Below are 23,766 nucleotides of genomic sequence, written 5' to 3' on the forward strand. Positions count from 1 at the left end.
ACCAACCGCTACCGGATCGACACCCTGGGCCTCTACCTCACCCGCTCCGGATCCTCGCAAGCTGGCTCGTGGAGGACTGCCTCAACCTCCTCGGCACCTGCCGGCGCGACCTGCCCACTCTGCGCACCGTCGTCGCTGAACTCCGCGCCAGCTGCCAGGCCGACGCCATCCCGTACGGACCGGAGGAGGACCAGGCCCACGAGCTCCTCGAGCGCCTGGCCCCGGTCGTCGCTGCCGGCCACTGCCCTACCTGCGTCCAGCCTCTGCCCGGCTCCACCGGGCGGCCCCGCAGGTACTGCAACCCCCGGTGCCGCAGCCGCGAACGGACCCTGTGCCGCAAGGGCCTGCTCCCCAGCGGCCCCACTCCGCTGCTCCCACGCCCGCGAAAGGAGCACTTGGAGCCGGCCGAAGGCCGGCAGGTTGTGAGCCCCACACTCGGCTGCGGCAGGTAGGCGTGGGCTGTACGTGCCGACCCAGATTATTAGCTGTCAAATAATCATTAGGGGGCAATTTCCTTCGGCACCCCTATGTGCCACAGACACAATGCGCTGTCATATTCCTGCCAGATTGGCCCCGTTCATCTCGTGCACCCATCAGGGGAAGGCAGGAAAATGGGCAGGTTCAGGTACGGAACCACGGCGTCGGCCATCGCGCTCGCCGCCTTTGGATCGCTCGCGGCCGCGGGAGGCACGGCTCACGCGGAAGCGGGTCAGGACACCATCAGCATGCTGAAGCAGGAGAAGACCCAGTGGTGCTGGGTCGCCTCCGGGCTGACCATCGCCAAGTTCCAGGGCTTCGGCTCCACACAGACGGACTTCTGCAACCGTGCCCAGCCCTACTACGGCTGCAACAACCAGCCCGCCACGCTCGACGACATGGCCAGGGGCTGGAGCAGCCTCGGCATGGCCCATACCGGCTCGGGCCTGAGCAGTGCAGCCACGTTCAACCAGGTGTACACCGACGTCAAGGCGGCACGGCCGATCGGTGCCCGCATCGGTTGGACGTCCGGGGGCGGCCACATGAACGTGGTCTACGGCTTCGACACGTCGAACAACACGATCGCCGTGGCCGACCCGTGGCCGGACACGACCACGTACACGTGGTGGAACTACAACGACTACGTGAGCAACAGCTCGTCCAAGTGGACCCATTCCCGCATCGGTATCTCCCGCTAAGGCAGGCGACATGCGCGACACCAGCGGCACCAAGATGTCCAACCAGCGGGCGGCCTCTCCCTTCTCCCGTCTGTCCATCGTCATTGCAGTGAGTGCGTCCGCAATGTTGTCCGTCGTCGGTCCGACGCACGCGGCCCCGGCCAAGGACCCTCTCCCCGCCGACATCCCCGACTACCAGGCGGCCCTCAACGCGGTGAAGTCCACCGATGTCCACAACGCGGTATGCCGCTTCCTGCGCACTCCGGTGCCCACCGGCGACGTCGGCGGGCCGGTGCAGACGATCCCCGAAACGGCAGAGCCGTGCCAGGGCCTCCCGGTCTTCACGATCAAGGATCCGGTGGCACTGAACGAGATCACCCCCGGGTTCGTGGCAGGCACCGCCAAGCCGCTGCCCACCGAGGCGATCAAACTGACGCAACTGGTCTCCTCGCTCAGCACCACCGTCAACGGCCGCAACGCCACCGTCATGCTCGCCCCCACCCAGGGCGGCGGCTGGCATCTGGCAGCCGTGCGAGACGGCGACAGCGACGCCACATACGCCAGCAAGGCCACCCTGGGCACGATGGTCTTCGCCGAGCCGCAAATCCGCGGCTGGTACCAGCTCAAGCTCACCACCGTCGAGCCCCTCAACGACCAGGCCCGGCAGGGACTCGGCGGCCAGGCGTCGGTGTCACTCAGCGACTACCAGAAGCTGGTCAAGGCCCGCTACGCCGACAAGCTGCCCGGCTCGGAGTACGACACCATCGGCTACTCCAGCGGCTACGGCCTCCAGCGCTCGGAGGACGAAGCCTCGTCCTCCGCCCAGCTCCTTGCCAGCGGTTCCTGCGCGGCACTCGCCCTCGCGGGCGGAGCCGTCGTGCTCCGCCGGCGTCGGCGCGCAAGCACCAACTGAGCACAACCCCGGACCGTCACTCCGCTCCGTCCCGGCATCCAGCCGGGGCGGAGCGGAGTGGCGGTCCGCCGTCGCAGAGGGGCTATGGGCGCGCGCCGTCGTCGACGACCTCGTCGCCAGCGCGTACGCGATCGGCGAGCTGGTGCTCGAAGTCGCCCCGGGCTACCTCTCCGACGAACAGGCCGTCCACGCCTCGACCCTGTTGTGCAACCAGATCGGCGAGGACCTCGAGCACGGCTCGGCCGCCCGCCGCTACGCGATGTCCGGCGACCGCCGCGCCCTGCACCGCGCCGTCCTGTGACTTGCAGGTGCAGGTGCAGGTGCAGGTGCCGGTGCCGGGCATCCGGGCGCATGGCCGCCAAGCTGATCGTCTACCCGCCCGGTGAACGGGGCCGGCGCCGGGTCCGCTACGACGGCGTCGCCGTCGGAGTCGCCCACCGCCCGGCAGACATCCGCGTCTTCCTCGCCGAGGCCGGGCTGGAGAACGCCGATGACGTGGGCCTCACCGGCACCGACTTCGTCGAGTGGAGAGGAGCCGGCCCGAGGAGTGGGGACCCGTCCGTGTGACCGGTGTGGCCGACGGTCTCCCGGAGGTTCGCCTGCTGGAGCAAGGACAGGGTCTGGGCCGCTTCCGGCCGTACGGGGATTTCAGCCTGGCTGTTGACAGTGTTCTCTATCACCATGGGCACGAGGGTGGTCCTCCGGGGCTCCCGGTGAGGGGGAGCTGATGGACGACGTTCGCGGCTGGGACGGCGCACTGGCGGAACTCGAAGCGTTCGCGCGCTCCAACGAGTCCTACCGCTGGCTCGTCGGGCCGCCAGGGTCCGGCAAGACCGCTCTGGGCGAGCGGTTCGCCGCTCACCCGCCGGGGGATGTCGACGTCGTCTCCTTTTTCGCGTCGGGCGCCTCCGGCGGACAGACAAGGCGGTTTCGACAGGAAGTCCATGACCAGCTCGCGGCGTTATTGGGCGAGCCGACTCCGCCGCTCTCCAGACCGAGCACGCTCGACGGCCTCTGGGCCCGTGCCTGTGCGCGGGCCGAAGCGAGCGGCCGGCACCTGCTGCTGCTCGTGGACGGCCTGGACGGGGACCATGAGTCGCCCCCGATCGCGGCCCTGCTGCCCGCCGCGACGGGCTCCCACGGTCACGTTCTGGTCCTCAGTCGCGTCCTGCCCCGGATTCCGGAGGCCGTGCCCCGGTCGCACCCGCTGCGGGACGAGCGACGCTGCCCTCGCGTCCGGTTGTCCGCAAGCCCCCTCGCCACCGCGCTGGCGGACCGTGATGCCCGTACGGTGCTGGGCGCTCTCGCCGTCGGTGGTCCGCTGACCGCGCACGACCTGGCAGCGGTCCTCGCGGCGGGCGGCGGCATGGACGCGCATGACGTGCGGGATGTGCTGCGGACGGTCCCTTCCGGCTTACTGGTGTCGCGTGGCGACCCGGAGTCGTCACAGGAGCGGTTCGACCTCGTCGACGACGCACTGCGCCGGGAGACCGTCGCCGCGCTCGGTCACGCCGAGACCGAGCGGCATCGGGGCGCTCTGCGCGCCTGGGCCGAACAGTTCGCACGGCGGGCTTGGCCGGACGACACCCCGGCGTATCTCCTGGACCATTACCCCGCTGTGCTGGTCGCGGGCGGGGACATCGCCGCGCTCGCCGCCCTCCCCTCGCCCGAGCGGATCGCGCTGTGGCAACGCCGGGCCGGTCACCCCGCCCGTGCCTGGCAGGAAATCACCGACGTCCTGAACGTCCTGGCCGCGACGGAGGCGGACAGCCTGGGCGAGGCATGCGTCCTGGCCATGCGCCGCTATCGGCTGACCGAACGTCCGGGGCATGTGAGCTTCGGCCACCCGCCGGCTCTCCCGGTGGCCTGGGCGGAGCAGGGGGAGTGGTCCTGGGCCGAGTGCCTGGCATCCGTGATCTGGCACTCCGTCCGGGCGTACACGGGCATGGCCGAGGCGGCCGCACGCCGGGGGGACGCCGAGCGCGCCCTCCGCTACGTCGCCCGGGCACGTGCCATCGCCCTCGACGATCCGGCCGGCGGAGTCTGGAACGCCCCATCACTGGCCGCCCTGGCCCGCACCGCGCACGCTTGCGGTGCGCGGACGACGGCCATGGAGTTGCTCCGGGAGGCGGAGCACATCGCCTGTGTCGCGCCGCCCAGCCCCGGTACGGATCTCATGGCCGTGGCCCTGGCCGCAGTCGCCGAGGCCCACCTGGAGATCGGCGACCGCGCCGACGCCCTGCGGATTCTCGGGACCGCCGAGGGCCTGGCCGACAGCGCCGGCGGGCGAAGGGACGACACCCTGGTCAGCATCGCCGCCCGCTCGGCCCAGGTGCGCGGTGCGCGGGAGTGCGTTGTCGCCTTCCCACGGCCCCAGGGGGCGGGTGCGCGGATCCGTGTGTACGCCGAGTTCGCCCGGGGGATCGCCCACAAGGAGGGGGCCAAGGCCGGTGCGGCGCTGTTGCGGGTCGCGGAGCAGATGCTGGCCAGGCTGCCCGCTCCCGTACCGGATGCGACGGACGCCGCCGTACTGCGAGCGGTGCGGGAACGGTTCCTCGCCGTGCTCGACCTGGCCGAGGCCGCGGCGCGGGTGCTCGATTGGGATCTCTGCCTGCGTCTGGTGGAAGAAGCGGCCGGGCAGGGCCGGCAGGGGGCCGCCCGCGTGGCGCATCTGCACCAGCTGCTCGACCGCCCCGATCAGGCCTGGGATCTGCTCGACCGCCTCGTGGACCCGGAGGCGCGGCTGGCTGCGCTGATACGTTGCGCCGAGGTGGCCCACGAGGGCGGCCACTCCGATGCCGCGTCGGTGTATCTGGAACACGCCGTGCAGGCTGCCGCCTCGATCGACCGTCCGCGCCATCAGTCGGACAGCCGGGTCGATCTGGCCGTGGCCCTGGCCCGGTGCGGCAGTCCGGGCCGCGCCGAACAGATCCTGGGCGACCTGGACACGCCCGGAACAGGCCATTTCTGGGAGACTCTGGCAGTGGCCGACGCGGTGGCCCACCACGGTCGGTTCGACCAGGCGGGACCACTGTTCGCGCTGGCCCACTCGAACGGCGACGCCGGTGCGGTGCACCGCATCGCGGCGATCCTGGCGCGGGGCGCGGGACGCGCCGGAGACCATGTGCTCGCCCGGGAGTTCGCCGCGCACGCCGGAGAGAGAAGCTACGTCTTCGCCCTCGAACAGGCCACGATCGGAGCCGCCGAGACGGGGCATTACGCCCTGGCCGAGCGATTGCTGACCCTGGCCCGGTCCGTGGCCAGGACCTCGGTCTCCAGGACCCGGAGGGGTCTGGAGCAGGACCCCGCCGCCGTCGCGGCGTCGGCGGCCCTGCGCGGCGGGGAACCGGAGTGGGCCGGGAGGTTCGCCGACCGGATCCGGATGCCCGACATGTTCAGCGACCAGTCGGGACCGGCGGTGAAGTGCGCCGTCGGGGGAGATCTCGTCGCCGCCGAGTACGAGGCACTGGCGGTCAAGGAGCCGAACAGAGCGCAGGCACTGCTCAGAGTCGCGGAGATCGCAGCCGCCCTGGGGAAGGACGACCATGTCGACCGCCTCCTGGATCTGGCCCGGCGGGCCGCCGACGGATGGACGGCCGCGACCAAAGGCGTACGGGCGCAGCAAGCGGCGGCCGTGGCGGAAGTGGCCGCGCGCACAGGCCGTCCGGACGGCGCCGACGCGATGCTCCGTCCCGCGGACGAACCGCTCGGCAACCGGTGGATCCCGGTGCTCGCCGCCCGTGCCGAGGTACTGGCCCGCGACGGTGATCAGGATGCTGCCGGCGCCCTGCTGGAGGAAGCCTTCGGCAGCCTCGGTTCGCGGAGCCTGGCCAACAAGGAGAGCGAGGTGCGGGCGCTGGTCCTCGCAGCCGTGGCCGTCGATCCCGCGCTCTGCCGCCGCCACATCATGCGCCTGCTGGCGACGCGGACGAGAACCCCGGAGTGGCTCGCGGCCGTGGTGTTCTCCCGGCCCGAACTCGCTCCGCTGGTGGTCGCCCTGCTCGACGGCGACGTGGCGTCCCACGATGCTGTCGCCCGTTGAGAGGAGGCCGAGGCGGGGGGACAACTCAGAGGGCAGCCCGATCGCCTGGCAGAGGACTTCGTCGCTCTCATGCTGCCCGGCAGCCCGATCACCGGATACCCGACGGACGACTGGGCGGCATCCGTTCCCGCCGCGGTCCTGCGCCGCGGGGACGACGGCGCGGCGCCGGCCTGGACGCCGCGGACCGTCGCCCACCTCGCGGCGGCGGCGGACCGCTGGCCGCACGTCGGGGAGAGATATCTGTACCCAGTGGTGAAGGCTGATCCCCGGATCGCCCTGGACGCGGGCTCGGCCGCGGTCGGTGCCCTGGCCAGGATCGCGGACGGCGAGGTGCTGGACGGCAGCCTGCTCGGGGTCCTCGAATCGATCGACACGGTCCTGCCCGCCAACCGGCACATCGACCTCGACGCGGGCATCGCCGCGGTGGCCGAGCGCCTCACCGACCGCCGCCTGGCGGACACCGAATCCCCCGTGGACCGGGCGATCCTGCACAGCCGTCTCGCCGCGCGCTACGCACATGCCGGTCTGGCCGACAAAGCGGTGACCTCTGCTGAGCGGGCCACCACTATGTTCCGCTCGCTGGCCGAGGCCGATCCCCGGGCCCACCGGGCAGGCCTGGCAGGAGCGTTGGTCAACCTCAGCGCGTACCTGCCCCGCATGGGCAGGGAGGCCGAGGAACTGGTGGTGGCACAAGAGGCTGCGGCGATCTCGCGGGAACTGATGGCGGCTGCCCCGGAGAGCGACCCCAGCGTTCTCTCCGGAGCCTTGATCAATCTGGGTTCGGCTCTTCTCCGGCACCGGCGGCCACAGGAGGCTCTGCGGGTCACGCTGGAGGCGGCGGCCATCCTGCTCCAGGGCGACGATGCCACGCGACGGCGTTACGTCGTCCCGGTCGCCACCGCCGCGGACAATCTCGGCCTGATCTTCTCCGCTCTGGAGCGGCCGGAGGACGCGCTGGCGGCGGCCGACAGTGCCATCGAGCTTCTCCAGCTGGTCGCGGAGCACAATCGATCCGCCTGCCTGCCCGATCTCGCCCGGGCGCTGCGCCACCGGGCGATGTGGTTGCGGCAACTCGGACTGCCGCAGGACGCGGCCCTGGCCCTGGAGGAGGTCGTCAGCACCTCAAGACGACTGGTCACTGCCAACGCCGATGCCCATGAACCCGGCCTCGCCGCGGCCCTGGACAATCTCGGCAGCTACCAGGTCGATGCCGGATGGCTGGACGAGGCGGTGCCGACGCTTGAGGAGGCCGTGGACCTCTTCCGCCGGCTGGCCGCGATCAACCCCGACGCCCACGAGCCCGACCTCGCCAAGTCGTTGAACAACCTGAGTGCCGTCTTCGCCCGCCTGGGACGTCTGGACGAGGCGTCGCAGGTGATACGGGAAGCGGTCGACGTGGGCCGCCGACTGGCCGATGTGGACCCTGCTGCCCACATGCCTGACTTCGCGCTGGCCCTGGACAACCTGTGCGCCCTGCTGGGGGGCATGCGGCGCCCCGAGGTGCTGGCCGCCCTGCGGGAGGCGATCGACGTGCGCAGGCGACTGGCCGAAGCTGACCCCGACGTCCAACTCGACCGTCTTCTCGTCCTGTTGCAGGAGTTGGCCACTCGGCTCCGGGCCGCTGGGCGCTTGCGCGAGGCGCTGGTGCCCCTGCGAGAGATGGTCGAGATCCACCGGCGCAGGGCCGGGATCGGCGCCGAGGCCCACCAGGCGGGCCTCGCCAGAAGCCTGGTCAACCTGAGCAGTCTGCTGGCCGACGCTGAGGAGGACGGGGCGCTGTCGGCCGCGCGCGAGGCGCTGGCCGTCTATTGGCGCCTGGTCGCAGCGGATCCCGCGACCCATCTGCCGCATCTCGCCGTGTCCGTGAACAGGCTCAACAGCCTGCTGGTCGAAGGTGAGCGATACGACGAGGCACTCACCGCGGCCGACGAGGTCGTCGGGAACTTGCGCCGCCTCTCTTCGGCCGACCCGGCCGTCTACCGCCCCTTCATCGCCAAGGCGCTGTGGGGAGCGGGCCGACTGAGGGTCGCCCGGGGCAGCGGGCTACAGCAGGCCGGGGCCGCGCTGGAGGAAGCGGTCGCCCTGTTCGTGCAGTTGGCCGCCTACGCGCCGCACGAGTACGCGGACGACCTGAGAGGCGCACTGATCACTTACGCCGCCGTGCTCGACAAGCTCGGCTCCACGGCCAGGGCTGATCGCATCAGGAGGGTCACCCAGACGGAAGCCACCATGGATGCCGTATACGAAGCATTGGCCTGACGATGAACCAACAGCGGAGCGACATCGCGCGCGTCCGGATGAGTCCAGCAGATCACTGCCGGGCATCGTCGTGTATCGGCGTCCCGGGGGTGCCCCACAGCACGCGGCAGCTGGTGCGAGAAGAACCAACTCGGGTGCCGGAGCGAGCGGTGGCAACACCGGTCACAACAGACCCGCCCGGATAGTCGGCCGGCCGGATCACCGGTGGTCGTCGGGACCGCTCGACGCCCATCTTTCTCCCACAGCCGAGTTTGCCGTGCTGGCCGGGCTTGCCGTGAAGGTCCTGCAGGAGCCGGCCGGGGTCCAAAAGTGAGTCCAGGTCGACGCGGCCGCCTTCGCCGCCCGTCCCCGCCCCGCCCGGCACCGGCCGGGCAGGTCGCGGGAACGGCCGCTGGCCGGGCCCCGGCTCCACCCGCACCGCCTTGCAGCAGCTCGCCGTCACCGCCGGCCCAAGAAGTGCTACCCGCTTTCAGGACGCGGCCCTCGGCCACGCGCCGGCCCCACAGGGCGATCGCGGCCGGCTGGTCGCCGGGGCCTCCCTGAGGGCATCATGAAGCCGGTGCACGAGACGTATACGAGCATGTCGATGACGCGGGCGCCGAGGTTGGCGTGTGCGAGTGCCTGTTCGATCACGTGCGGCAGGAGCCGTTTGGCCTCCATCTCGTGACCCGCCGCCCGCGCTCGTCGAGGTCGAGGGCGGTAGCCCGATCGCCGCGCATGGCGGCGGCGTGGGCCTCGCCGTAGAGCGGGTTGAGCAGCCTGAGCGACGGACGCTCCGGGAGCGGGGCCAGGGCCTGGCCCGCGGGGACGTCGGCGACGCCGAGGGATGCCCCTCGTACCCCGAGCGCGATGGCGGCCCGGCCCCGCACCCACACCCGGGTGGCCGGGTCCCCGGATTGGTCGGCGGCGGTGGCGGCCATCCGGTACCAGCGTATGGCGGCGGCCCCGTCGGCGCCGGGGAACGTCGTGGCGTAAAGGGTCATCAGCCGGCTTGCGACGGACCACAGGCGGGGCGTCGAGCCGCTGCTGTACGGCGACGAGTTCGCCGGAGACGCGGCGCTGGATGCCTTGCCACATCGGTCAGGAACGTGCGTCGGAGCATGGGGTCCTCCAGGACGGACAGCGGGACATCCTGCATTCGGGACAGCGCCGCGGTCGGGTGCAGGGGGGGGCGGGGTGTGCCCACGGCACCGGAGGGCACGGAAGATAACGCTTGGGTCACGGTCGGAGACGGCGTGCAGCAGCCGAGGAGCGAGCTCCGTCAGGTACGTCGGGGGAGCCAAGGCGGCTTCGGGAGGGGTGAAGATGCCCAAGAGGCACAGGCCGGGTGGCCATGCGAACTGCTGACGTTCCCGGCTTCACGGCCTTCGTGCAGGCACGGTCCTCGGCACTGTTCAGGACTGCCCTGCTGATCACCGGCGAACGGCACGTGGCCGACGACCTGGTGCAGTCCACCCTGGAGCAGGTGTGCCGGCACTGGCGCAAGGTCCGCTGCGCCGATGCGCCGGAGGCCTACGCGCGCCGGATCCTGGTGAACCTCGCGAACGACCGCTGGCGCAAGCTGCGATGGCGTGCGGAAGTTCGCCTGGACGACGGCATCGGGTGCGGGCAGGTCGATCCGTACAAAGGGCTCGTGGTCCGCGACGAGCTGATGCGCGAACTGCAGTCCCTGCCGGTCGGCATGCGCACCGTCCTGGTGCTGCGGTACTTCGAAGACCTCGACGACGCGGAGATCAGCCGCTTGATGAACATCTCGGCCGGCTCGGTCCGGTCCCAGATCGCCCGGGGCCTGTCGAAGCTCCGGTCGACCGTCGGTACACAGACACTGCGCGCGGGTTCGGAAGGAGCGGCATGAAGGACTTCGACCTGGAGGAGGAGCTGGCCGCGGCCATGCTTCACCGTGCACGGCAGGAACCGCCGCGCAGTTACGACGTGGACGGCCTCATCCGGTCGGTACGGCAGCGCCGCATGCGACGCCTGCAGACGGTTGCGGCGGCGGCCGTGGTGATCGTGGCCCTGGGCGCCGGCTTCCTCTCCCGGGAGGGGCCGGACCGCACACCGGCGCACGCACCGGCGGCCACCGCGCCAAGTTCCGACCTGCCCCCTTCCCCCTCCGTGCCCGGCGAAGCGCCCCGGGCCGACCCGGCCCGGACGACGAACGCCCTGTTCCTCTCCGCTCTGCGCCACCAGAACCCCGCCACCCGCTCACAGGTGGATCCGGCCGAAGTGGCGGCGCTGTTCGCCGACCGGTACACGTACGAGCGGATCTGGGGCCCCGACTCCCGGGGCGTGACCTGCGGCGCCGCGGTCGACGGCGTGCTGGTGGCGGGCGAGGTCCTGCTGTACCAGGGGACCGAACCGCTCGACCGGAGCCCTTCCCTCGCCTTCGACGGCGTCACGGGGAAGGTGACCGACCTGACCTGCGCGGCGAACGCCGGGGGCGGCAAGGGCGGTGACCCTACGGTGTCCGGCTTTTACGGTGGACTGGTGGCGGCCACCAAGTCCGGTGACTCCACGGCACTGGAGACGCTCGGGAAGCAGTTCGTGACCGGGCACCTCCGATCCGCCGGCGCCCAGGGGCCGACCGCCGGCACCTGTTCCTTCACCACACCCCCCTTCTGGCTCGCCGACAACCCTTCGTCGGGAACCCTCACCCACGGATGGACTGTGAACCTCGGCGGCGCCGCCTCCTTCCCGATCGACATCGACGAGAACGCGAAGATCGCCAAATCCTGCGGCGGATGAGCCGTACCGCGGCAGTCGCCGAACCGGCCACCGGCAGCCGCCGCCGCCCGCAGCGGACGGGCCCGGATGCGCCCGCACGGCGGCGCATCCGGGCCCCCTGACCCGCCCTTCCCGTACCCGGCAGGCCTTGCCGTACTCCGACCAGGCCCTGACACACCCCGGCTCGCCCCGGCATGCCCTGCCGCGCCGAGGGGCGATGTCCGCGGGCCCGGACATCCGAAAGCCCGTGCCCGTATGAAGCGCCGGACGCCCCTCCTCCTCCCCCTGCTCGTGGGCGCCACCCTGGCGGCTGTCTGCGGACAGTCCAACAGCGCACATCAGTAGCTTGCTGGTCACCGGGCGCTGCTGTTCACCCCGGCCGGGCCGGGGTGGGCGCGTGGTGGTGCACATCCGGCGCCGGGGGCCGCGGTGCCGTCACCCCTGTGGCTGACGGTGGCGGGCGGGCCGAGTGGGGGCGTGGTCGACTGGGCGGGTGCGCGGTGCGGCGCGGGTCGTAAGGGCGGGCCTGGAGGCGGTCATGGCGGAGGGCGGATCGTACGCGCGGATCGCGGTGGTCACCGGGGCGGCGCGCGGCGTGGGAGCGGCGGTGGCACGCCGGCTGGCCCTGCGGGGCATGCGGCTGGCACTGCTGGGCCGGGAGCTTGACTCGTTGCGCAAGGTCGCGGCCGGGCTGCCGACCGAGGCGCACTGCTTCGAGGTCGACGTCACCGACGAAGCGGCGCTCCAGGGCGCGGCCCGCTGCGTCGGCGCACGGATGGGCCCCGCCTCGGTGGTGATCGCCAACGCGGGAATCGCCGCCGCGGGTCCGTTCGCTACGTGCGAGGCATCGCTGTTCGACCGGGTGGTCGAGGTCAACCTGATCGGGAGCGCCAACACCGCCCGCGTCTTCCTGCCCCAACTCACCTCCACCAGGGGATATTTTCTCCAGGTGGCATCCACCGCCGCGTTCGGTTCGGCGCCGCTGATGAGCGCCTATTGCGCGTCGAAGGCGGGCGTGGAGTCGTTCGCCCAGGCCCTGCGTACCGAGGTGCGTCCCGCGGGCGTGGGGGTGGGCATCGCGTACCTGCACTGGACCGGCACCGACATGATCGCGGCCCTCGACGACCACCCGGTCCTGCGGGCCCTGCGTTCCCATCAGCCCGCGCCCGCCCGCCGCGTGCACAGTCCCGAGCGGGTCGCCGGATGGCTGGTGCGCGGGGTGGAGCGGCGCGCGGTCAGCGTCTACGCCCCACCTTGGCTGCGTCTGGTACAACCCTTGCGTCCGGTGCTGCCGCTGGTGGTGTCGGCGGTGGCACGGCGGTCGTTGTCGGCGCTGCCGTTGGAGGAGCTGGAGCGGACCACCGGGGTGCTCGGCGCGGGCGGTGCCGCCGACCTGCGGGCGCGCGGAGCGGTACTGCCGGTGCGGCCGGTGGCTCCGCCCCAGACCTGACCGGCACGGGGCGTGCGCGTCCGCGTCCCGGGCCGGGCCGTCGAACAGGACTACCTCGTACAGGCCGCGGTGTACACCGCCACCGGACCACCCTTCAGCTTCCTGCTCGTCGGCGATGCCACTGGCTTCATACCGGCGATGCTGCTGGAGACCCTCGGCTCCTACGTAACCCAGCCTGCTCGCACCGCGCGCCGAGGCCGAGGATCGAGTGCGGCGGACCAAGACCTCGGGGTTCTACTGCACCTGCTTCAGCAGTTCCTCGTCGAAGTGGTGCATCCACCAATGTGCGGAGCCACACCAAAGGCGAGCATCGCTCCTGATGTGCCAGGTGGGGCCTGTCCTCAGAGAGGGGCGACGGCACACGCGCCGGGGCGGACGCGGTCATCTGGTACACCCGCTTCCGCCCCGACCCTGTCTCACCTCGCCCCCGCAGGACCTGCGCGGGGCCGCGCGGGACACATCACCACCGACGGCACCCGAGCCTTGCCGGTGTGCTGGGCCGACGTCCCGGCGCAACGTCGTGGACGCCCTGCTCGGTACCACGGACCGTCGCCGCCTTCTACGACTGCCTGCCGGTCCGCGAAGGCCACCCCGGGCCTCCGCAGTTCACGGCAGGGCCGGGTTACACGTCCGGAGAGCTCAGCGGCGCGGACCCGATGTGTTCCATGGGGGCACAACGGACCTGGTAGCGGCCGTTGGGGACGTTTTCGACCGCGGCGAGCTGCACGGTGAGCGGCCCGGCCCATTCGTAGCCCCGGCGCTCGCCGTGGTGCTCCAACCGGTCGGTCAGCTCCTGCCCCACGACGGTGAGGTGCGGGCCGATGCCGGTGTATACGGCTGGAGGAAGCTCGACGATGTACACGTTCGGCACCACGGTGCGGTGTGAACTGCATACGACGGCCTGCTCGTCGCACGTTCGGAGCAGCGCCTGGACCACCTCAGCCTCCCCCGCCTCACTGCCGAACAGCTTCTCCGCGAGTGCCTGTTCGGCCTGTTCGATCGCCCGCTCCCAGCCTTTCAACGTGTCCATGAGCTGCACCTGCCCCGGTTCCGCGACGTCACGCGCCCGGCACTGCACCGGCTGACCTGCAGGATGCCCATGCGGTTGGCCTCGCTGCATGACCTCCGCAGGGTCGTGCCCGCACGCAGAGCCGACGTCAGTGAGGCGTAGCGTCGTGACGGTGCCGTACGCCCGGGCAGGCAGTCATCAGCTCTGGGCGCGCAGGCCGCCGGGGAGAGGGCACTGCCGCCGAGGTGATGACCGATCACCGACAGCGACATCATCGACCCGCCCGCCGTGCATTCGAGTTGGCGGACGGGCGCCCATGTCAGATTGGCGCAGCGTGCGGGGTGTGCTCGTTCTGCGGCGAAGGGGCGCGGCGGCGCCGTGGGTATCGCCCCTTCCAGGAAGCTCCTGCGGGGTGGACGCGCTCGAGCTGGCTCGATGCTCGGCGGGGCCGTCAGTCTTCGTCTGGCAGCGGGACGTGGCCCGCCGCTTTCTGGACTGTGGTCTCCAGCTCGTCGCGGTCCAGACCGAGCGTCTCCGCGTAGTGGTCCAGGGCCGTGTCCAGCAGCCACCAGGGCTCGCGCGCGTCTTCCCAGGCATCCCGCCACGTCACGTGCTGCTCGTCGGTCCATTGGCCCGCGTCGCCGAGTTCTGCCTGCAGTCGCGTCAACTCGGCTTGCGCTTCGTCGGTTGCTTGCTGCAGCTCGACCAGTTCGTCCAGTGCGTCCAACAGTTCGGTTTCCATTCGGGGATTCTAGGCGTCGAGGGCCGCCCGGCTCGCACTGCCGCCGGACCGCTGGACCGCCGCATGTGAGGTACGGGCCGGCGGCAGCGGCTGGGCACCGGCGCCGGCCCGTGCGGCGTACCTGGTATTGGAGCGCCTCCCGGGACGGGGACTGCTGTGAGTGTCCCCGGTCCTGGACGGGCTCGCGCTGTCCGAGGCGGAGGCCAAGGCGGTGACGCTTCTGGGGCGCGCGGTCGTGACGACGGCCGTCATGTACTGTCGGCGCCCGTTGCCGGAACACCTCCTGGCGATGCACGTCCGCCCACGCGCTGAGGTGCCGGACACCAAGAGTGGGCAGGAGTTGAGTCAACGGTCAGCCAGCCGTGGATGAGGGGCCTCACCCGTGGATTCCGCGCCGGTGTCGTCGGTGCCGACCGGGCCGCGGGGAAGCAGCCGGTCCAGCCACCTCGGCAGCCACCAGTTGGTCCGGCCCAGGAGTGTCATCGTCGCCGGTACCAGCACCATGCGGACGACCGTGGCGTCGATGAAGATCGCGGTGGCCAGTCCGAGCCCGAACATCTTGGCTGACGGGTCCTCGGCGACGGCGAAGGACAGGAAGACCGCCACCATGATGAGGGCCGCCGAGGTGATGATCCGGGCGGTGCCCGAGACGCCCTCCACGATCGCTGTGGCGTTGTCGCCGGTGCGCACGTATTCCTCACGCACGCGCGAGAGGAGGAACACCTCGTAGTCCATGGACAGGCCGAACAGGATGGCGAAGAGGAACATCGGGATGAACGACACGATCGGAACTGTCGCTTCCAGCCCGATGAGTGCGCCTCCCCAGCCCCACTGGAAGACCGCGACCATGACGCCGTAGGCCGCGCCGATGCTCAGCAGATTCAGCAGTACCGCCTTGAGCGGTACGAGTACCGAGCGGAAGACCAGCATCAGCAGCAGGAACGACGTCGCCAGCACGGCGGCGACGAACATCGGCAGGCGTTGGCTGGTGCGTCGGCCCACGTCGGACAAACTCGCGGCGGCGCCGCCGACGTGGGCCCTGGCCGGGCCGGGCCCGATCGCCTCGGGCAGTACGTCGGTGCGCAGCCGGGCGATGGTGTCGGCCGTGGCCTTGTCCTGAGGGCTGGTGGTCGGGAACACCACGAGGGTCGCGATGCCGGTGGCCCGGTCGATGTGCGTCGGCGCGACGGATGCGATGCCCGGATCCGCCGCGACCGATGCGACGAGTCGGTCCAGTGCTCCCGGATCACCGGCGGGGTCCGCGGCGATGACCAGGGGACCGTTGGTGCCCGGCCCGAACCCCTCGGCGACGAGGTCGTACGCGCGGCGCTCGGTACGGCTCTGAGGCAGCGACCCGTCGTCGGGCAGGCCGACTCGCAGGCCGAGCACCGGCAGCGTCGCCGTCAGCAGCAGCCCCGCCGCGCCGACCGCGTACGGCACCGGGTGCCGGCTGACGTGCCCGATCCATCGCCGCCACCCGGCTGCGGGGAGGGCGCCCGCCTCCGTGTCCCGCCGCCGGCCGAGCCGCCCCGCCCGAAGAGCCCGGCCGATCCGGCCGGCCCGGCCCAGGCGCGGGCCGGCCGCGCCGAGGAAGGCCGGCAGCAGCGTCACCGACGCGATCACCATGGTCAGGACGACGATCGAGACGGCGAGCCCGCCCACCGTCATGAACGGTACGTTCGCGACCGCCAGGCCCAGGATCGATACGACGACGGTGCCGCCGGCGAAGACCACCGGCCTCCCCGCCGTGGCCACCGCTCGCCCCGCCGCCTCGCGGGGATCGAACCCGCACGCGAGGTACTCCCGATGCCTGGCGAGCACGAACAGCGCGTAGTCGATGCCCACTCCGAGCCCGACCATGCTGCCCAGGACCGGCGCGAAGGTAGGGACGTCCGTCATCCCCGCCAGTACCGTCATCGTGGCGACGCCGACGGTCAGCCCGAAGACCGCCATGCCGATCGGCAGCGCGGCGGCGACGAGCGAACCGAACGCCAGGAACAGGATCGCGGCCGCGGCGAGGAGGCCGATCAGCTCGCTCGCGCCGCCGTCGGGGTCGGAGAAGGCGTAGAAGAGGTTCCCGCCCATCTCGATGCGCAGGGGCAGTTCGGCACGCAGCCGGTCGCCGAGATCGACGAGGGCGCCGAGGTCTTCGGCCGACAGCCGGCTCTGGTCGGGGTACTGCACCCGGACGACCGCGATCCGCCCGTCGGCCGAGACGAGGCCGCCGCGCACGGCGGTGTCCCCGCCCACGTCGAGCGCCCCCGCCGGGTCGCTCGTGCCGAGCACGTGCGGCAGTCGCTGCACCTCGGCCTGCAGGCGCGTGAGAGCGGTCCGCGCGCCGTCGTCGTCGAAGAACGTCGCACGGCCGTCGAGGGGGGTGACGACCACCTGGGCGGTCATCCCCTCCTGGCCGGTGCCGGCCCGCTCGATCAGTTCCGCCGCCCGCTGGGAGTCCAGCCCCGGAGCGGTCATCGAGTCCGCGGTCCGCCCGCCGAAGGCGACGGCGGCGAGGACGGCGAGCGTGGCGACGATCAGCCATGCAGCGATCACCCGCCAGGGACGGCGGGCGGCGCCAGCGCCGAGGCGCGACAGGGCTTTCGAGAGCATCGGGTCCTCCAACCACCTCGTCGGCCGTCCTTGTACGGCCGCCGATGCCGAGGGTCGTCGCCACGGCGCTCCGCGGCATCGGCCCGCGGGCCACGAATCCGTCGGCCCCAAGTCGGAGTGACAGCCCGTCCTTTCGGCCGATGCGTGGCGCGGCAGGGTCTCTACGCTGAGTACCGTGCTCCGAGACGACCTGCGAACCCTGTGGACCGAACCCCGGCCGCCCGACGTGCCCGCCCGGGTCCGGCGGGACTGGGCGCTGCTCGCCGCGGGCCTTGCCGGTGTGGCCTTGGAGGCCGCCCTGCGCGAGGACGTCGTGTGGCGGCCGGTGGCGGTGGTGTTCGCCGTATGGCCGTGCCTGCTGCTCCTGTGGCGCCGGACCCGCCCGCTGGCGACGGTGACGCTGGCGTTCGGCTCGGTGGCCCTGCTTCCGGTGGCATCGCTCGTCGCCGCACCGCGCGAGCCCGTCGGCCTGTACACCGCCGGCGCGGTCGTGCTCGTGCTGGTGTACGCGCTGCCCCGGTGGGGATCGGGACGCGAGATCGTGCTGGGCGGCGCGGTGATCCTCGCGGTCGGCACGCTGTGTGTCCTCATGGACGAGACCCCGGTCGTGGAAAAGGTCGTGGGCCTGGTCTTCCTGCTGCTGCCCGGCGTGGTCGGGGCTGCCGTGCGGTTCCGGGGGACCGCTCGCGAGAGGCAGTTGGAGCAGGTTCGCTCCCGCGAGCGCGAGCAGCTCGCCCGGGAACTGCACGACACGGTGGCCCACCACGTCTCGGCCATGGTGATCCTCGCCCAGGCGGGCCGGGTGCTCGCGGGCACCGACGCGTCCGCCGCCGTCGAGGCGCTGGAGGGGGTCGAGGAGGAAGGGGCGCGCACGCTGGAGGAAATGCGCGCCATGGTCGCCGCGCTGCGCGACCGCGGGGTCGGCGCCGAGCTGGCGCCCCCTGCAGGAGTCGCTGATCTGGAGCGCCTGGTGCGCACCCCGGGTGGCCGCCTCAGGGTCGTCCTGGGGCTCGACGGCGAACTGGACACGCTGCCCCCGGCCGTGGACGCGGCCGTCTACCGGATCGTGCAGGAGTCGGTGACCAACGCGCTGCGCCATGCGGTCGACGCGACCGAGGTCGTCGTCCGGGTCGCCGCCGAACGGCACGCCGTACGGGTGAGCGTGCGCGACAACGGCCGGCGCACCGGCCGAGGCCGTGCCGGATACGGACTTACCGGACTGCGGGAGCGCGCGACCCTGCTGGGCGGCACACTACGAGCCGGCCCGGGTACCGACCGGGGCTGGCACGTCGAAGCCGAACTGCCGCGAGCGAGGAGCGAGAGCGGTGTCCATTCGCGTCCTCGTCGCTGACGACCAGACGATCATCCGCACCGGGCTGCGGATCATGCTGAACGCCCAGCCCGGCATCGAGGTGGTCGGCGAGGCCACCGACGGACAGGAAGCGGTACGTCTGGCCCGCGAACTACGCCCCGATGTCTGCCTGTTCGACATCCGCATGCCCGTACTCGACGGGCTGGAGGCCACCCGGCTGGTCGCCGGGCCGGGCGTCGCCGACCCGCTGGCGGTGGTCGTCATCACCACGTTCGACCTCGACGAGTACGTCTACGGCTCCCTGCGGGCCGGCGCCCGCGGATTCCTCCTCAAGGACACGGGACCGGACCTTCTGGCGCAGGCCGTACGGTCGGCGTCCGACGGCGAGGCGCTCATCGCGCCCAGCGTCACCGTCCGTCTGCTCCAGGCATTCGCGGACCTGCCGGCCGGGCGGGCCGTCGCCCAACCGGTCTCGCCCGTCACCGCCCGCGAGGAGCAGGTGCTCCTCGCCGTCGCTCGCGGGCTGACCAACACCGAGATCGCCGATGCACTGCACATCAGCCTCAGCACGGTGAAGACGCATCTGGCGAGCCTGATGGCCAAACTCGGCGCCCGCAACCGGGTCGAGATCGCGATGTGGGCCTACGAAACGCGCCGTATCCTCCCCAGCACCTGAGCCGAGTGCCGGGCCATGTCCCATGAGAGCCTGACCTGGGGCCTTCATGGCCGCCGGTGGGCCTCGGGGCGGATGTGCAGGCCAAGCCGGCTGCCGTGCACGCGGGGTGCCGACGAGGTTCCTGTCGCTGTCGCCGACGGCGGGTACGGGGACACCGCTGCCTTCCGCCTCGACCTGCAGGAACGAGGGCTGCACTACGTGGTGGGTGTCTCCACGACCGTGACCGCTCAGCCGGGCGAGGCGGTCCCGCTCACTGCCTCCCACATCGGCACCGGCCGCCCGCCGGCGGCGAAGTATCCGGAGTCGGCAAGGAGCGTGATATCGCTGGCCATCGACGCGGGGAAGTGTACGGCCACACCGGTGCAGTGACGTGAGGGATCCCAGCCCGGCACGGGTCGCAGCGGTTTCAAGCGGATGTACTCACGCGTCCGACAAAGCGCCGCTGACCTGGCCCGGGCGTGGCGAGGGGAGACTTCGGCGCTTCCCCCTTGCCACGCCCAACGGGCGTCGTCAGCTGCTCGCGGAGGTGACCTGCGGGGCGGGCTCGTGCTTGAAGTTGGCCTGGCCGAAGTTCTTCGTCACGGCCGCGTCCCAGGAGCCGTCCTGGACCATCCTCTTGAGGGCGGCATTGATCTTGCCGTGCAGATCCTTGTTGCCCTTCTTGATGCCGATGCCGTAGCTCTCGTTGCTCAGGTTCAGCCCGACGAGCCGGAACTTGCCCGTGTTGCCCTTCTGGGCGGCGTAACCGGCCAGGATCGCGTTGTCCGTGGTCATGGCGTCGACCACGCCGTCCTGGAGGGCGATCAGGCACTCCGAGTAGCCGTCGAGCTCCAGCAGGGTGGCCTTCGGCGCCAGGTTCTGCTTGATGTTCTGCGCCGAGGTGGAGCCGACGGTGGAGCAGAGCTTCCTGTTGTTGAGGTCCTCGGCCTTGGTGATTGTGGGGTCGTCGGCGCGGACGAGCAGGTCCTGGTGGGCCGTGAAGTACGGGCCCGCGAAGTCGACCTTCTCCCGGCGCTTGTTGTTGATCGAGTAGGTCGCGGCGATGAACTTGACCTCGTTGTACTGGAGCAGCAGCTCGCGTTCGGAGCTGTCGACCCGCTTGAACTCGATCTGCTCCGGCTTGTAGCCGAGCTCCTTGGCGATGTACCTGGAGACGTCCACGTCGAAGCCGGAGAAGTTGCCCCCTGCCTCGCGGAGGCCGACACCGGGCTGGTCAAAGGCGATGCCGATGGAGAGGGTTCCCTTGGGTCCTTCGTCGCCGCCGCAGCCGGTGGCGGTCAGGGCGAGGCCGATCACAGCGGCCATCGCACCAGCCTTGGGGACCTTCATGTTGCAACTCTTTCCTCGGGGACGCGGGACGCGGAGCGGGATCGCCGGTGCGCGTGCCGCGGGGTACGTAGAAGCGTCAAGACGCGTGTAAGAGGAAGCTAAGAATGCTGCCGCCGCGGTGTCACTGGATCTTGGCGAAACTTGAGGTAACGATCCGGCTCGGACGGCGTTTCTACGGCGATTATGGCTTCGAACGGGATGAAGAGGGGCGTTCGCGGCAACAGGTTCGGTACGGACCAATGGAGATCCATCTTTCCTTGGTGAAGGACTGTAGATACGTTTCATCCGGACATTGCGGCCGCCGCAGTCCCGCACCCACGCCCTGCCCAGGGCAGGGGAGTTCCCGCTGTGCCGGGTCGAGGACTACCCGGACACCGTGCCGCCCGAGTGGCCGGCCGCCGCCGTACCCGCCTACCGAGCCTTCCTCGACCAGCGCCGGGCCGTCCGGCCCGCCGTGGAGTACCGCGAGCCCACCGACGACGAATGGCGGCGCGAGTTCCAGCAGCACTTCCACACCCGCACGCTCGAACTGGGTGATTGCGCCCGCCCCTACGGAACCCAGCGCCGGCTACTTCGAGTCCACCCGGAATGATGCCCGCTCAGACCGCCAGCGCGTAGTCCGGACAATCATCGGACATGGCCTTGAACGCGACGTCCGGCCGGCGCAGGAGCCCGGCGGCTGGAGGTGCTGGCGTCCTCCTCGAGGACTTGACTACGCCGATGCGCAACAAGAAGGGATCCTCTGCGATCACGGCGCGTACGGCAGTTGCACGGTGATGACGGTCGGGCCCCCGGCGGGGCTGAGGCAGGAGAACGTGCCGTCGACGGACGCGACGCGCTTGGCGAGCCCGACGAGTCCGGTGCCGCCAGCCGCCGCGAGATCCGCGCCGCCCGCTCCGTCGTCCGCGACGACCACCAGCAGTGTCTCCCCTCGCTGCTCCACGGTCACGTCCGCCCGGGTCGCCCGGGCGTGTTTGACGACGTTCGTCAGCGCTTCGGAGACCACGAAGTACGCGACGGCCTCGACCGTGGGGGAGGGGCGCCGCGGCAGGTCCACCGCCAGGTGTACCGGGATCGGGAGGCGGGCCGCGACCCCGGACAGCGCGGGGTCGAGGCCGCGGTCCTCAAGGACGGCCGGATGCAGGCCGCGGACCAGGTTGTTCAGCTCGGCGATCGCCTCCTTCGCCTCGCGGTGTGCCTCGTCGATCACCTTGCGGGCGTCCTCCGGCAGGTCGCCGAGGGTGGACTTGGCAAGGCCCAGGTTGACGGCGAGCGAGACGAGTCGCTGCTGTGCACCGTCGTGCAGGTCGCGCTCGATCCGCCGCCGCTCGGCGTCGGCGGCGTCGAGCACGCCGGCTCGGCTCTCGGCGAGGTCGGCGACCCGGCGGGCGAGCTTCTCCGCGTGGCTGGGGCCGAGCAGGACCTCGGCCGCCCGGGATTCCAGCCGCACCAGAGCCCCGGTCAGCCGGGGCCCCAGGAACAGCAGGGCGAGGCCGCCGACGGTGATGTACGCGGCCTGCGTGGTGTACCCAAGATCGGTGACCCGCCACTGCGGGGGCAGTGCCCAGATCCACACGTACATGGAGGCGGCCACGAGGGCGGCGGCCCAGACGGTGAGGACGGCGAGGTCCAGGACGGCGAAGAGCGGACCCGCCGCGGCGTGGTAACAGGCCTGCCGCCACAAGGTCCGTGTGGTCAGCCGGCGCACTACCCACTTCCAGTTGCGTCCCGGCCCGGGTACGGCGGGGCGCGGGAGGTCCTTGCCGACGAGCGCCCGGTAGCGCCGCCGCTGCCCGGCGGTCAGCAGGGGTGTCACCACGAGCGTGAGCAGGACGGGCAGCGGAGTCACGGCCGGCACCAACGCCGCCAGCGTGCCGAGCAGCCAGAGCCACAGTGGCACCACGGCGAGGTGGAGCGGCAGGCCGGCGGCGACGAGCGCGATCCGGTGTCCCGCGCCGCGGAATGGACGGCCCAGCACCAGCCGTAGCCACGTAGTGAGTTGCATGCCTCACACATTAAAGCCGCAGGTCAACCACGTGCCATGGCGCTTTCACCAGGTTCAGGGGTGCACTTACCTCCACCCCGGGTCGGAAACCTGCGTGACTGACGGCGGCCTGGTGTGCGGCGCAGGGTGGAGCACATGAAAGGCAGAGCCAGCGGGGAGCGAGGAAAGACGATGCGTCACCTGGTGTTGTGCGATCCCGAATTGGGCGGTGCCGAGGACTTCGACCGCGCCGCGGTCATCTCGCTCCACGAAAACGCGGACGAACCGCGCCCGGTGCGGGGCCTGCGGCGGACCGGGTGGCTGCTGGTCGCCTTCGGGCTCGCCCTGCTGCCGTGGCTGTACGTGCTGGCCACCAGCCTGCCGGCCACCGCGAGCGTGGCCCACTGGCCCGTCGCGTGGATCGGGCTCGACGCGCTGGAGGCGCTCGGCCTGATCACCACTGGCATCCTCGCCACCCGCGGCGACCGGCGGCACGCCCTGGCAGCCGCCGCGACCGCGACGCTGCTTGTGGTGGACGCCTGGCTCGACACCACGACCGCGGCGCCGGGCGGCGACTTCGCCACCGCGGCCGCCATGGCGCTCGGCGCAGAGCTGCCGCTCGCCGTTCTGTGCGGCCGACTGGCGCTGCGGGCGCTGAGCCGGCACGAGTGACGCCGACCGCCCAGCACACGGCGAACTGGCCGCAGGCCCGCGGCAGCTCCGTGCACGGGCCGGCTTGAGCTACGACGAACCCGCCGACAAGACCGGACTGCCGCCGGCCACGCTCAAGCGCGCCGCGGCCGGCAAGACCGTCCCGGCCGAGGAGACAGTGCAGAGGCTCGCCCCCGCGTGCGGGGGCGACCTGGACGCGCTGCCCCGGCTCTGACTGAACGGGAGGATCGCCGACCGGGGCAGACTCGCGCAGCGGGCGCAAACTAGCACTTCCGCAGCTCCTCGACGGCCGCCAGGAGGTGAGCGCAGCCCGGGAGTACTTCTACGAAGCAGCTGGCGCGCCCCGCTGCGCCGCCTCGCCGACCTTGCGGGAGGCGCCCGCCTGCTGCCAGTCAGCTCTGCAACGCTGATCGTCACCCGCCAAGCCCTGCCGGTCAGCCGTCAGCAGATGCTGGCCTTCCAGCGCACGTGTGCCAGACCGTGGACTTCAGAAAGCCGCCGGCCGAGTTCGACCTTGAAGCATTCGCCGCGAAGACTGCGGTCACCCGCAACGAGGTCCGGGCCCCCCTAGCTCCATAGACCCGAGGACGGCGGGCTCCCTACCGTTGCCCTCACTCCGACTGGCGGTGTTTCACAGAGCCCGCCGCCGGGCCCGCCCGCAGGCCTGGGATTGGGGTGGCGTGCCCGGGGAAGGCCCCACGGGTCTGCCTGGGACAGCTAGGGTCGGGTACGGGTACAGCCCGTGTCGATATGGTGTGCATGGGTGAGGCCCGGCGCCCAGGCGCTCGGGAGGCAGTACCGCCGGGCCGCCCCAAGCAGGGAGTCGGCCGTAGACGGAGCGGGGAGACCAGCGCCCGGCGGCTTCTGAGCCCGTCCCCAGAGTGCGCTGGCCT

21 protein-coding genes are annotated in these 23,766 nt (G+C 71.5%); 15 read left to right on the forward strand and 6 right to left on the reverse strand.

Annotated elements, in window-relative coordinates:
- Nucleotides 1-611 precede the first annotated feature (611 nt).
- The 6 genes from ACZ6Y1_RS25110 to ACZ6Y1_RS25135 all read left to right on the forward strand — a co-directional run bounded on the left by ACZ6Y1_RS25110 (nt 612) and on the right by ACZ6Y1_RS25135 (nt 8,368).
- Nucleotides 612-1,175, forward strand: a complete 564-nt coding sequence (locus ACZ6Y1_RS25110) for a papain-like cysteine protease family protein (RefSeq protein ID WP_125824382.1) — start codon at nt 612-614, stop codon at nt 1,173-1,175.
- 10 nt (nt 1,176-1,185) lie between these two features.
- Nucleotides 1,186-2,067 (forward strand): hypothetical protein, encoded by an 882-nt coding sequence (locus ACZ6Y1_RS25115; RefSeq protein WP_469633893.1) that lies wholly within the window; start codon nt 1,186-1,188, stop codon nt 2,065-2,067.
- A 142-nt stretch (nt 2,068-2,209) separates the two neighbouring features.
- Nucleotides 2,210-2,368: a hypothetical protein gene (locus ACZ6Y1_RS25120; protein ID WP_469633896.1), complete on the forward strand. Its 159-nt coding sequence runs from the start codon at nt 2,210-2,212 to the stop codon at nt 2,366-2,368.
- A gap of 50 nt (nt 2,369-2,418) precedes the next feature.
- Nucleotides 2,419-2,634 carry a hypothetical protein gene (locus ACZ6Y1_RS25125; RefSeq protein ID WP_469633899.1) on the forward strand — a complete coding sequence of 72 codons (216 nt, stop codon included), beginning with the start codon at nt 2,419-2,421 and terminating at the stop codon, nt 2,632-2,634.
- 160 nt (nt 2,635-2,794) lie between these two features.
- Nucleotides 2,795-6,109, forward strand: coding sequence for a hypothetical protein (locus tag ACZ6Y1_RS25130; protein ID WP_469633902.1), 3,315 nt, complete (start codon nt 2,795-2,797; stop codon nt 6,107-6,109).
- A 69-nt stretch (nt 6,110-6,178) separates the two neighbouring features.
- Nucleotides 6,179-8,368, forward strand: coding sequence for a tetratricopeptide repeat protein (locus tag ACZ6Y1_RS25135; RefSeq protein WP_469633905.1), 2,190 nt, complete (start codon nt 6,179-6,181; stop codon nt 8,366-8,368).
- 629 nt (nt 8,369-8,997) lie between these two features.
- Here the strand turns inward: ACZ6Y1_RS25135 and ACZ6Y1_RS25140 are convergent.
- Nucleotides 8,998-9,351, reverse strand: a complete 354-nt coding sequence (locus tag ACZ6Y1_RS25140) for a hypothetical protein (RefSeq protein ID WP_469633909.1) — start codon at nt 9,349-9,351, stop codon at nt 8,998-9,000.
- Nucleotides 9,352-9,701: 350 nt separating this feature from the next.
- On the opposite strand from ACZ6Y1_RS25140, the gene ACZ6Y1_RS25145 reads away from it, so the two are divergent.
- The 3 genes from ACZ6Y1_RS25145 to ACZ6Y1_RS25155 all read left to right on the forward strand — a co-directional run bounded on the left by ACZ6Y1_RS25145 (nt 9,702) and on the right by ACZ6Y1_RS25155 (nt 12,542).
- Entirely contained in the window at nt 9,702-10,223 is a 522-nt protein-coding gene (locus ACZ6Y1_RS25145) for a SigE family RNA polymerase sigma factor (protein WP_469633912.1), read from the forward strand.
- Nucleotides 10,220-11,113 (forward strand): hypothetical protein, encoded by an 894-nt coding sequence (locus ACZ6Y1_RS25150; protein ID WP_469633915.1) that lies wholly within the window; start codon nt 10,220-10,222, stop codon nt 11,111-11,113. Before ACZ6Y1_RS25145 ends, ACZ6Y1_RS25150 begins: the two co-directional genes overlap by 4 nt.
- A 517-nt stretch (nt 11,114-11,630) precedes the next feature.
- Nucleotides 11,631-12,542 carry a short-chain dehydrogenase/reductase gene (locus tag ACZ6Y1_RS25155; protein ID WP_469633918.1) on the forward strand — a complete coding sequence of 304 codons (912 nt, stop codon included), beginning with the start codon at nt 11,631-11,633 and terminating at the stop codon, nt 12,540-12,542.
- Between the two features lie 622 nt (nt 12,543-13,164).
- On the opposite strand, the gene ACZ6Y1_RS25160 is transcribed toward ACZ6Y1_RS25155, so the two are convergent.
- The 3 genes from ACZ6Y1_RS25160 to ACZ6Y1_RS25170 all read right to left on the reverse strand — a co-directional run bounded on the left by ACZ6Y1_RS25160 (nt 13,165) and on the right by ACZ6Y1_RS25170 (nt 16,900).
- The gene (locus ACZ6Y1_RS25160) at nt 13,165-13,572 is read right to left on the reverse strand and encodes a DUF3662 domain-containing protein (protein ID WP_469633921.1); all 408 of its coding nucleotides are present in this window, start codon (nt 13,570-13,572) and stop codon (nt 13,165-13,167) included.
- Between the two features lie 430 nt (nt 13,573-14,002).
- Nucleotides 14,003-14,293 (reverse strand): hypothetical protein, encoded by a 291-nt coding sequence (locus ACZ6Y1_RS25165; RefSeq protein ID WP_469633925.1) that lies wholly within the window; start codon nt 14,291-14,293, stop codon nt 14,003-14,005.
- Nucleotides 14,294-14,638: 345 nt separating this feature from the next.
- Nucleotides 14,639-16,900 carry an MMPL family transporter gene (locus tag ACZ6Y1_RS25170; protein ID WP_469633928.1) on the reverse strand — a complete coding sequence of 754 codons (2,262 nt, stop codon included), beginning with the start codon at nt 16,898-16,900 and terminating at the stop codon, nt 14,639-14,641.
- Nucleotides 16,901-17,075: 175 nt separating this feature from the next.
- On the opposite strand from ACZ6Y1_RS25170, the gene ACZ6Y1_RS25175 reads away from it, so the two are divergent.
- From ACZ6Y1_RS25175 to ACZ6Y1_RS25185, 3 genes are all read left to right on the forward strand, one after another.
- On the forward strand, nt 17,076-18,251 hold the full coding sequence (locus ACZ6Y1_RS25175; protein WP_469633931.1) for a sensor histidine kinase: 1,176 nt from the start codon (nt 17,076-17,078) through the stop codon (nt 18,249-18,251).
- Nucleotides 18,226-18,888 carry a response regulator gene (locus tag ACZ6Y1_RS25180; RefSeq protein ID WP_469633934.1) on the forward strand — a complete coding sequence of 221 codons (663 nt, stop codon included), beginning with the start codon at nt 18,226-18,228 and terminating at the stop codon, nt 18,886-18,888. Before ACZ6Y1_RS25175 ends, ACZ6Y1_RS25180 begins: the two co-directional genes overlap by 26 nt.
- Nucleotides 18,889-18,960: 72 nt before the next feature.
- Nucleotides 18,961-19,257: a transposase gene (locus ACZ6Y1_RS25185; protein ID WP_469634068.1), complete on the forward strand. Its 297-nt coding sequence runs from the start codon at nt 18,961-18,963 to the stop codon at nt 19,255-19,257.
- A gap of 141 nt (nt 19,258-19,398) precedes the next feature.
- Here the strand turns inward: ACZ6Y1_RS25185 and ACZ6Y1_RS25190 are convergent, their stop codons facing one another.
- Nucleotides 19,399-20,217 (reverse strand): glutamate ABC transporter substrate-binding protein, encoded by an 819-nt coding sequence (locus tag ACZ6Y1_RS25190; RefSeq protein ID WP_469633937.1) that lies wholly within the window; start codon nt 20,215-20,217, stop codon nt 19,399-19,401.
- Nucleotides 20,218-20,509: 292 nt separating this feature from the next.
- On the opposite strand from ACZ6Y1_RS25190, the gene ACZ6Y1_RS25195 reads away from it, so the two are divergent.
- Nucleotides 20,510-20,809 (forward strand): hypothetical protein, encoded by a 300-nt coding sequence (locus tag ACZ6Y1_RS25195; RefSeq protein WP_469633940.1) that lies wholly within the window; start codon nt 20,510-20,512, stop codon nt 20,807-20,809.
- Nucleotides 20,810-20,965: 156 nt separating this feature from the next.
- Here ACZ6Y1_RS25195 and ACZ6Y1_RS25200 read toward each other — a convergent pair whose 3' ends face one another.
- On the reverse strand, nt 20,966-22,222 hold the full coding sequence (locus ACZ6Y1_RS25200) for a sensor histidine kinase (RefSeq protein WP_469633943.1): 1,257 nt from the start codon (nt 22,220-22,222) through the stop codon (nt 20,966-20,968).
- 171 nt (nt 22,223-22,393) lie between these two features.
- Here ACZ6Y1_RS25200 and ACZ6Y1_RS25205 point away from each other — a divergent pair, with 171 nt between their 5' ends.
- Together ACZ6Y1_RS25205 and ACZ6Y1_RS25210 are read left to right on the forward strand one after the other, a co-directional pair.
- Nucleotides 22,394-22,873, forward strand: a complete 480-nt coding sequence (locus ACZ6Y1_RS25205) for a hypothetical protein (RefSeq protein ID WP_469633946.1) — start codon at nt 22,394-22,396, stop codon at nt 22,871-22,873.
- A 25-nt stretch (nt 22,874-22,898) separates the two neighbouring features.
- A complete protein-coding gene (locus tag ACZ6Y1_RS25210; RefSeq protein ID WP_469634071.1) occupies nt 22,899-23,087 on the forward strand; it encodes a helix-turn-helix domain-containing protein in 189 nt (62 codons plus the stop codon).
- Nucleotides 23,088-23,766: the final 679 nt, after the last annotated feature.

The organism is Streptomyces sp. NPDC053432 (genome assembly GCF_055585365.1).

Coding starts and splice junctions, on each gene's coding strand:
- ACZ6Y1_RS25170 (WP_469633928.1), bottom strand. CDS start 16,900: ATGCTCTCGAAAGCCCTGTCGCGCCTCGGCGCTGGCGCCGCCCGCCGT.
- ACZ6Y1_RS25185 (WP_469634068.1), top strand. CDS start 18,961: ATGTGCAGGCCAAGCCGGCTGCCGTGCACGCGGGGTGCCGACGAGGTT.
- ACZ6Y1_RS25140 (WP_469633909.1), bottom strand. CDS start 9,351: ATGACCCTTTACGCCACGACGTTCCCCGGCGCCGACGGGGCCGCCGCC.
- ACZ6Y1_RS25130 (WP_469633902.1), top strand. CDS start 2,795: ATGGACGACGTTCGCGGCTGGGACGGCGCACTGGCGGAACTCGAAGCG.
- ACZ6Y1_RS25200 (WP_469633943.1), bottom strand. CDS start 22,222: ATGCAACTCACTACGTGGCTACGGCTGGTGCTGGGCCGTCCATTCCGC.
- ACZ6Y1_RS25125 (WP_469633899.1), top strand. CDS start 2,419: ATGGCCGCCAAGCTGATCGTCTACCCGCCCGGTGAACGGGGCCGGCGC.
- ACZ6Y1_RS25155 (WP_469633918.1), top strand. CDS start 11,631: ATGGCGGAGGGCGGATCGTACGCGCGGATCGCGGTGGTCACCGGGGCG.
- ACZ6Y1_RS25150 (WP_469633915.1), top strand. CDS start 10,220: ATGAAGGACTTCGACCTGGAGGAGGAGCTGGCCGCGGCCATGCTTCAC.
- ACZ6Y1_RS25165 (WP_469633925.1), bottom strand. CDS start 14,293: ATGGAAACCGAACTGTTGGACGCACTGGACGAACTGGTCGAGCTGCAG.
- ACZ6Y1_RS25160 (WP_469633921.1), bottom strand. CDS start 13,572: ATGGACACGTTGAAAGGCTGGGAGCGGGCGATCGAACAGGCCGAACAG.
- ACZ6Y1_RS25110 (WP_125824382.1), top strand. CDS start 612: ATGGGCAGGTTCAGGTACGGAACCACGGCGTCGGCCATCGCGCTCGCC.
- ACZ6Y1_RS25205 (WP_469633946.1), top strand. CDS start 22,394: ATGCGTCACCTGGTGTTGTGCGATCCCGAATTGGGCGGTGCCGAGGAC.
- ACZ6Y1_RS25145 (WP_469633912.1), top strand. CDS start 9,702: ATGCGAACTGCTGACGTTCCCGGCTTCACGGCCTTCGTGCAGGCACGG.
- ACZ6Y1_RS25135 (WP_469633905.1), top strand. CDS start 6,179: ATGCTGCCCGGCAGCCCGATCACCGGATACCCGACGGACGACTGGGCG.
- ACZ6Y1_RS25190 (WP_469633937.1), bottom strand. CDS start 20,217: ATGAAGGTCCCCAAGGCTGGTGCGATGGCCGCTGTGATCGGCCTCGCC.
- ACZ6Y1_RS25115 (WP_469633893.1), top strand. CDS start 1,186: ATGCGCGACACCAGCGGCACCAAGATGTCCAACCAGCGGGCGGCCTCT.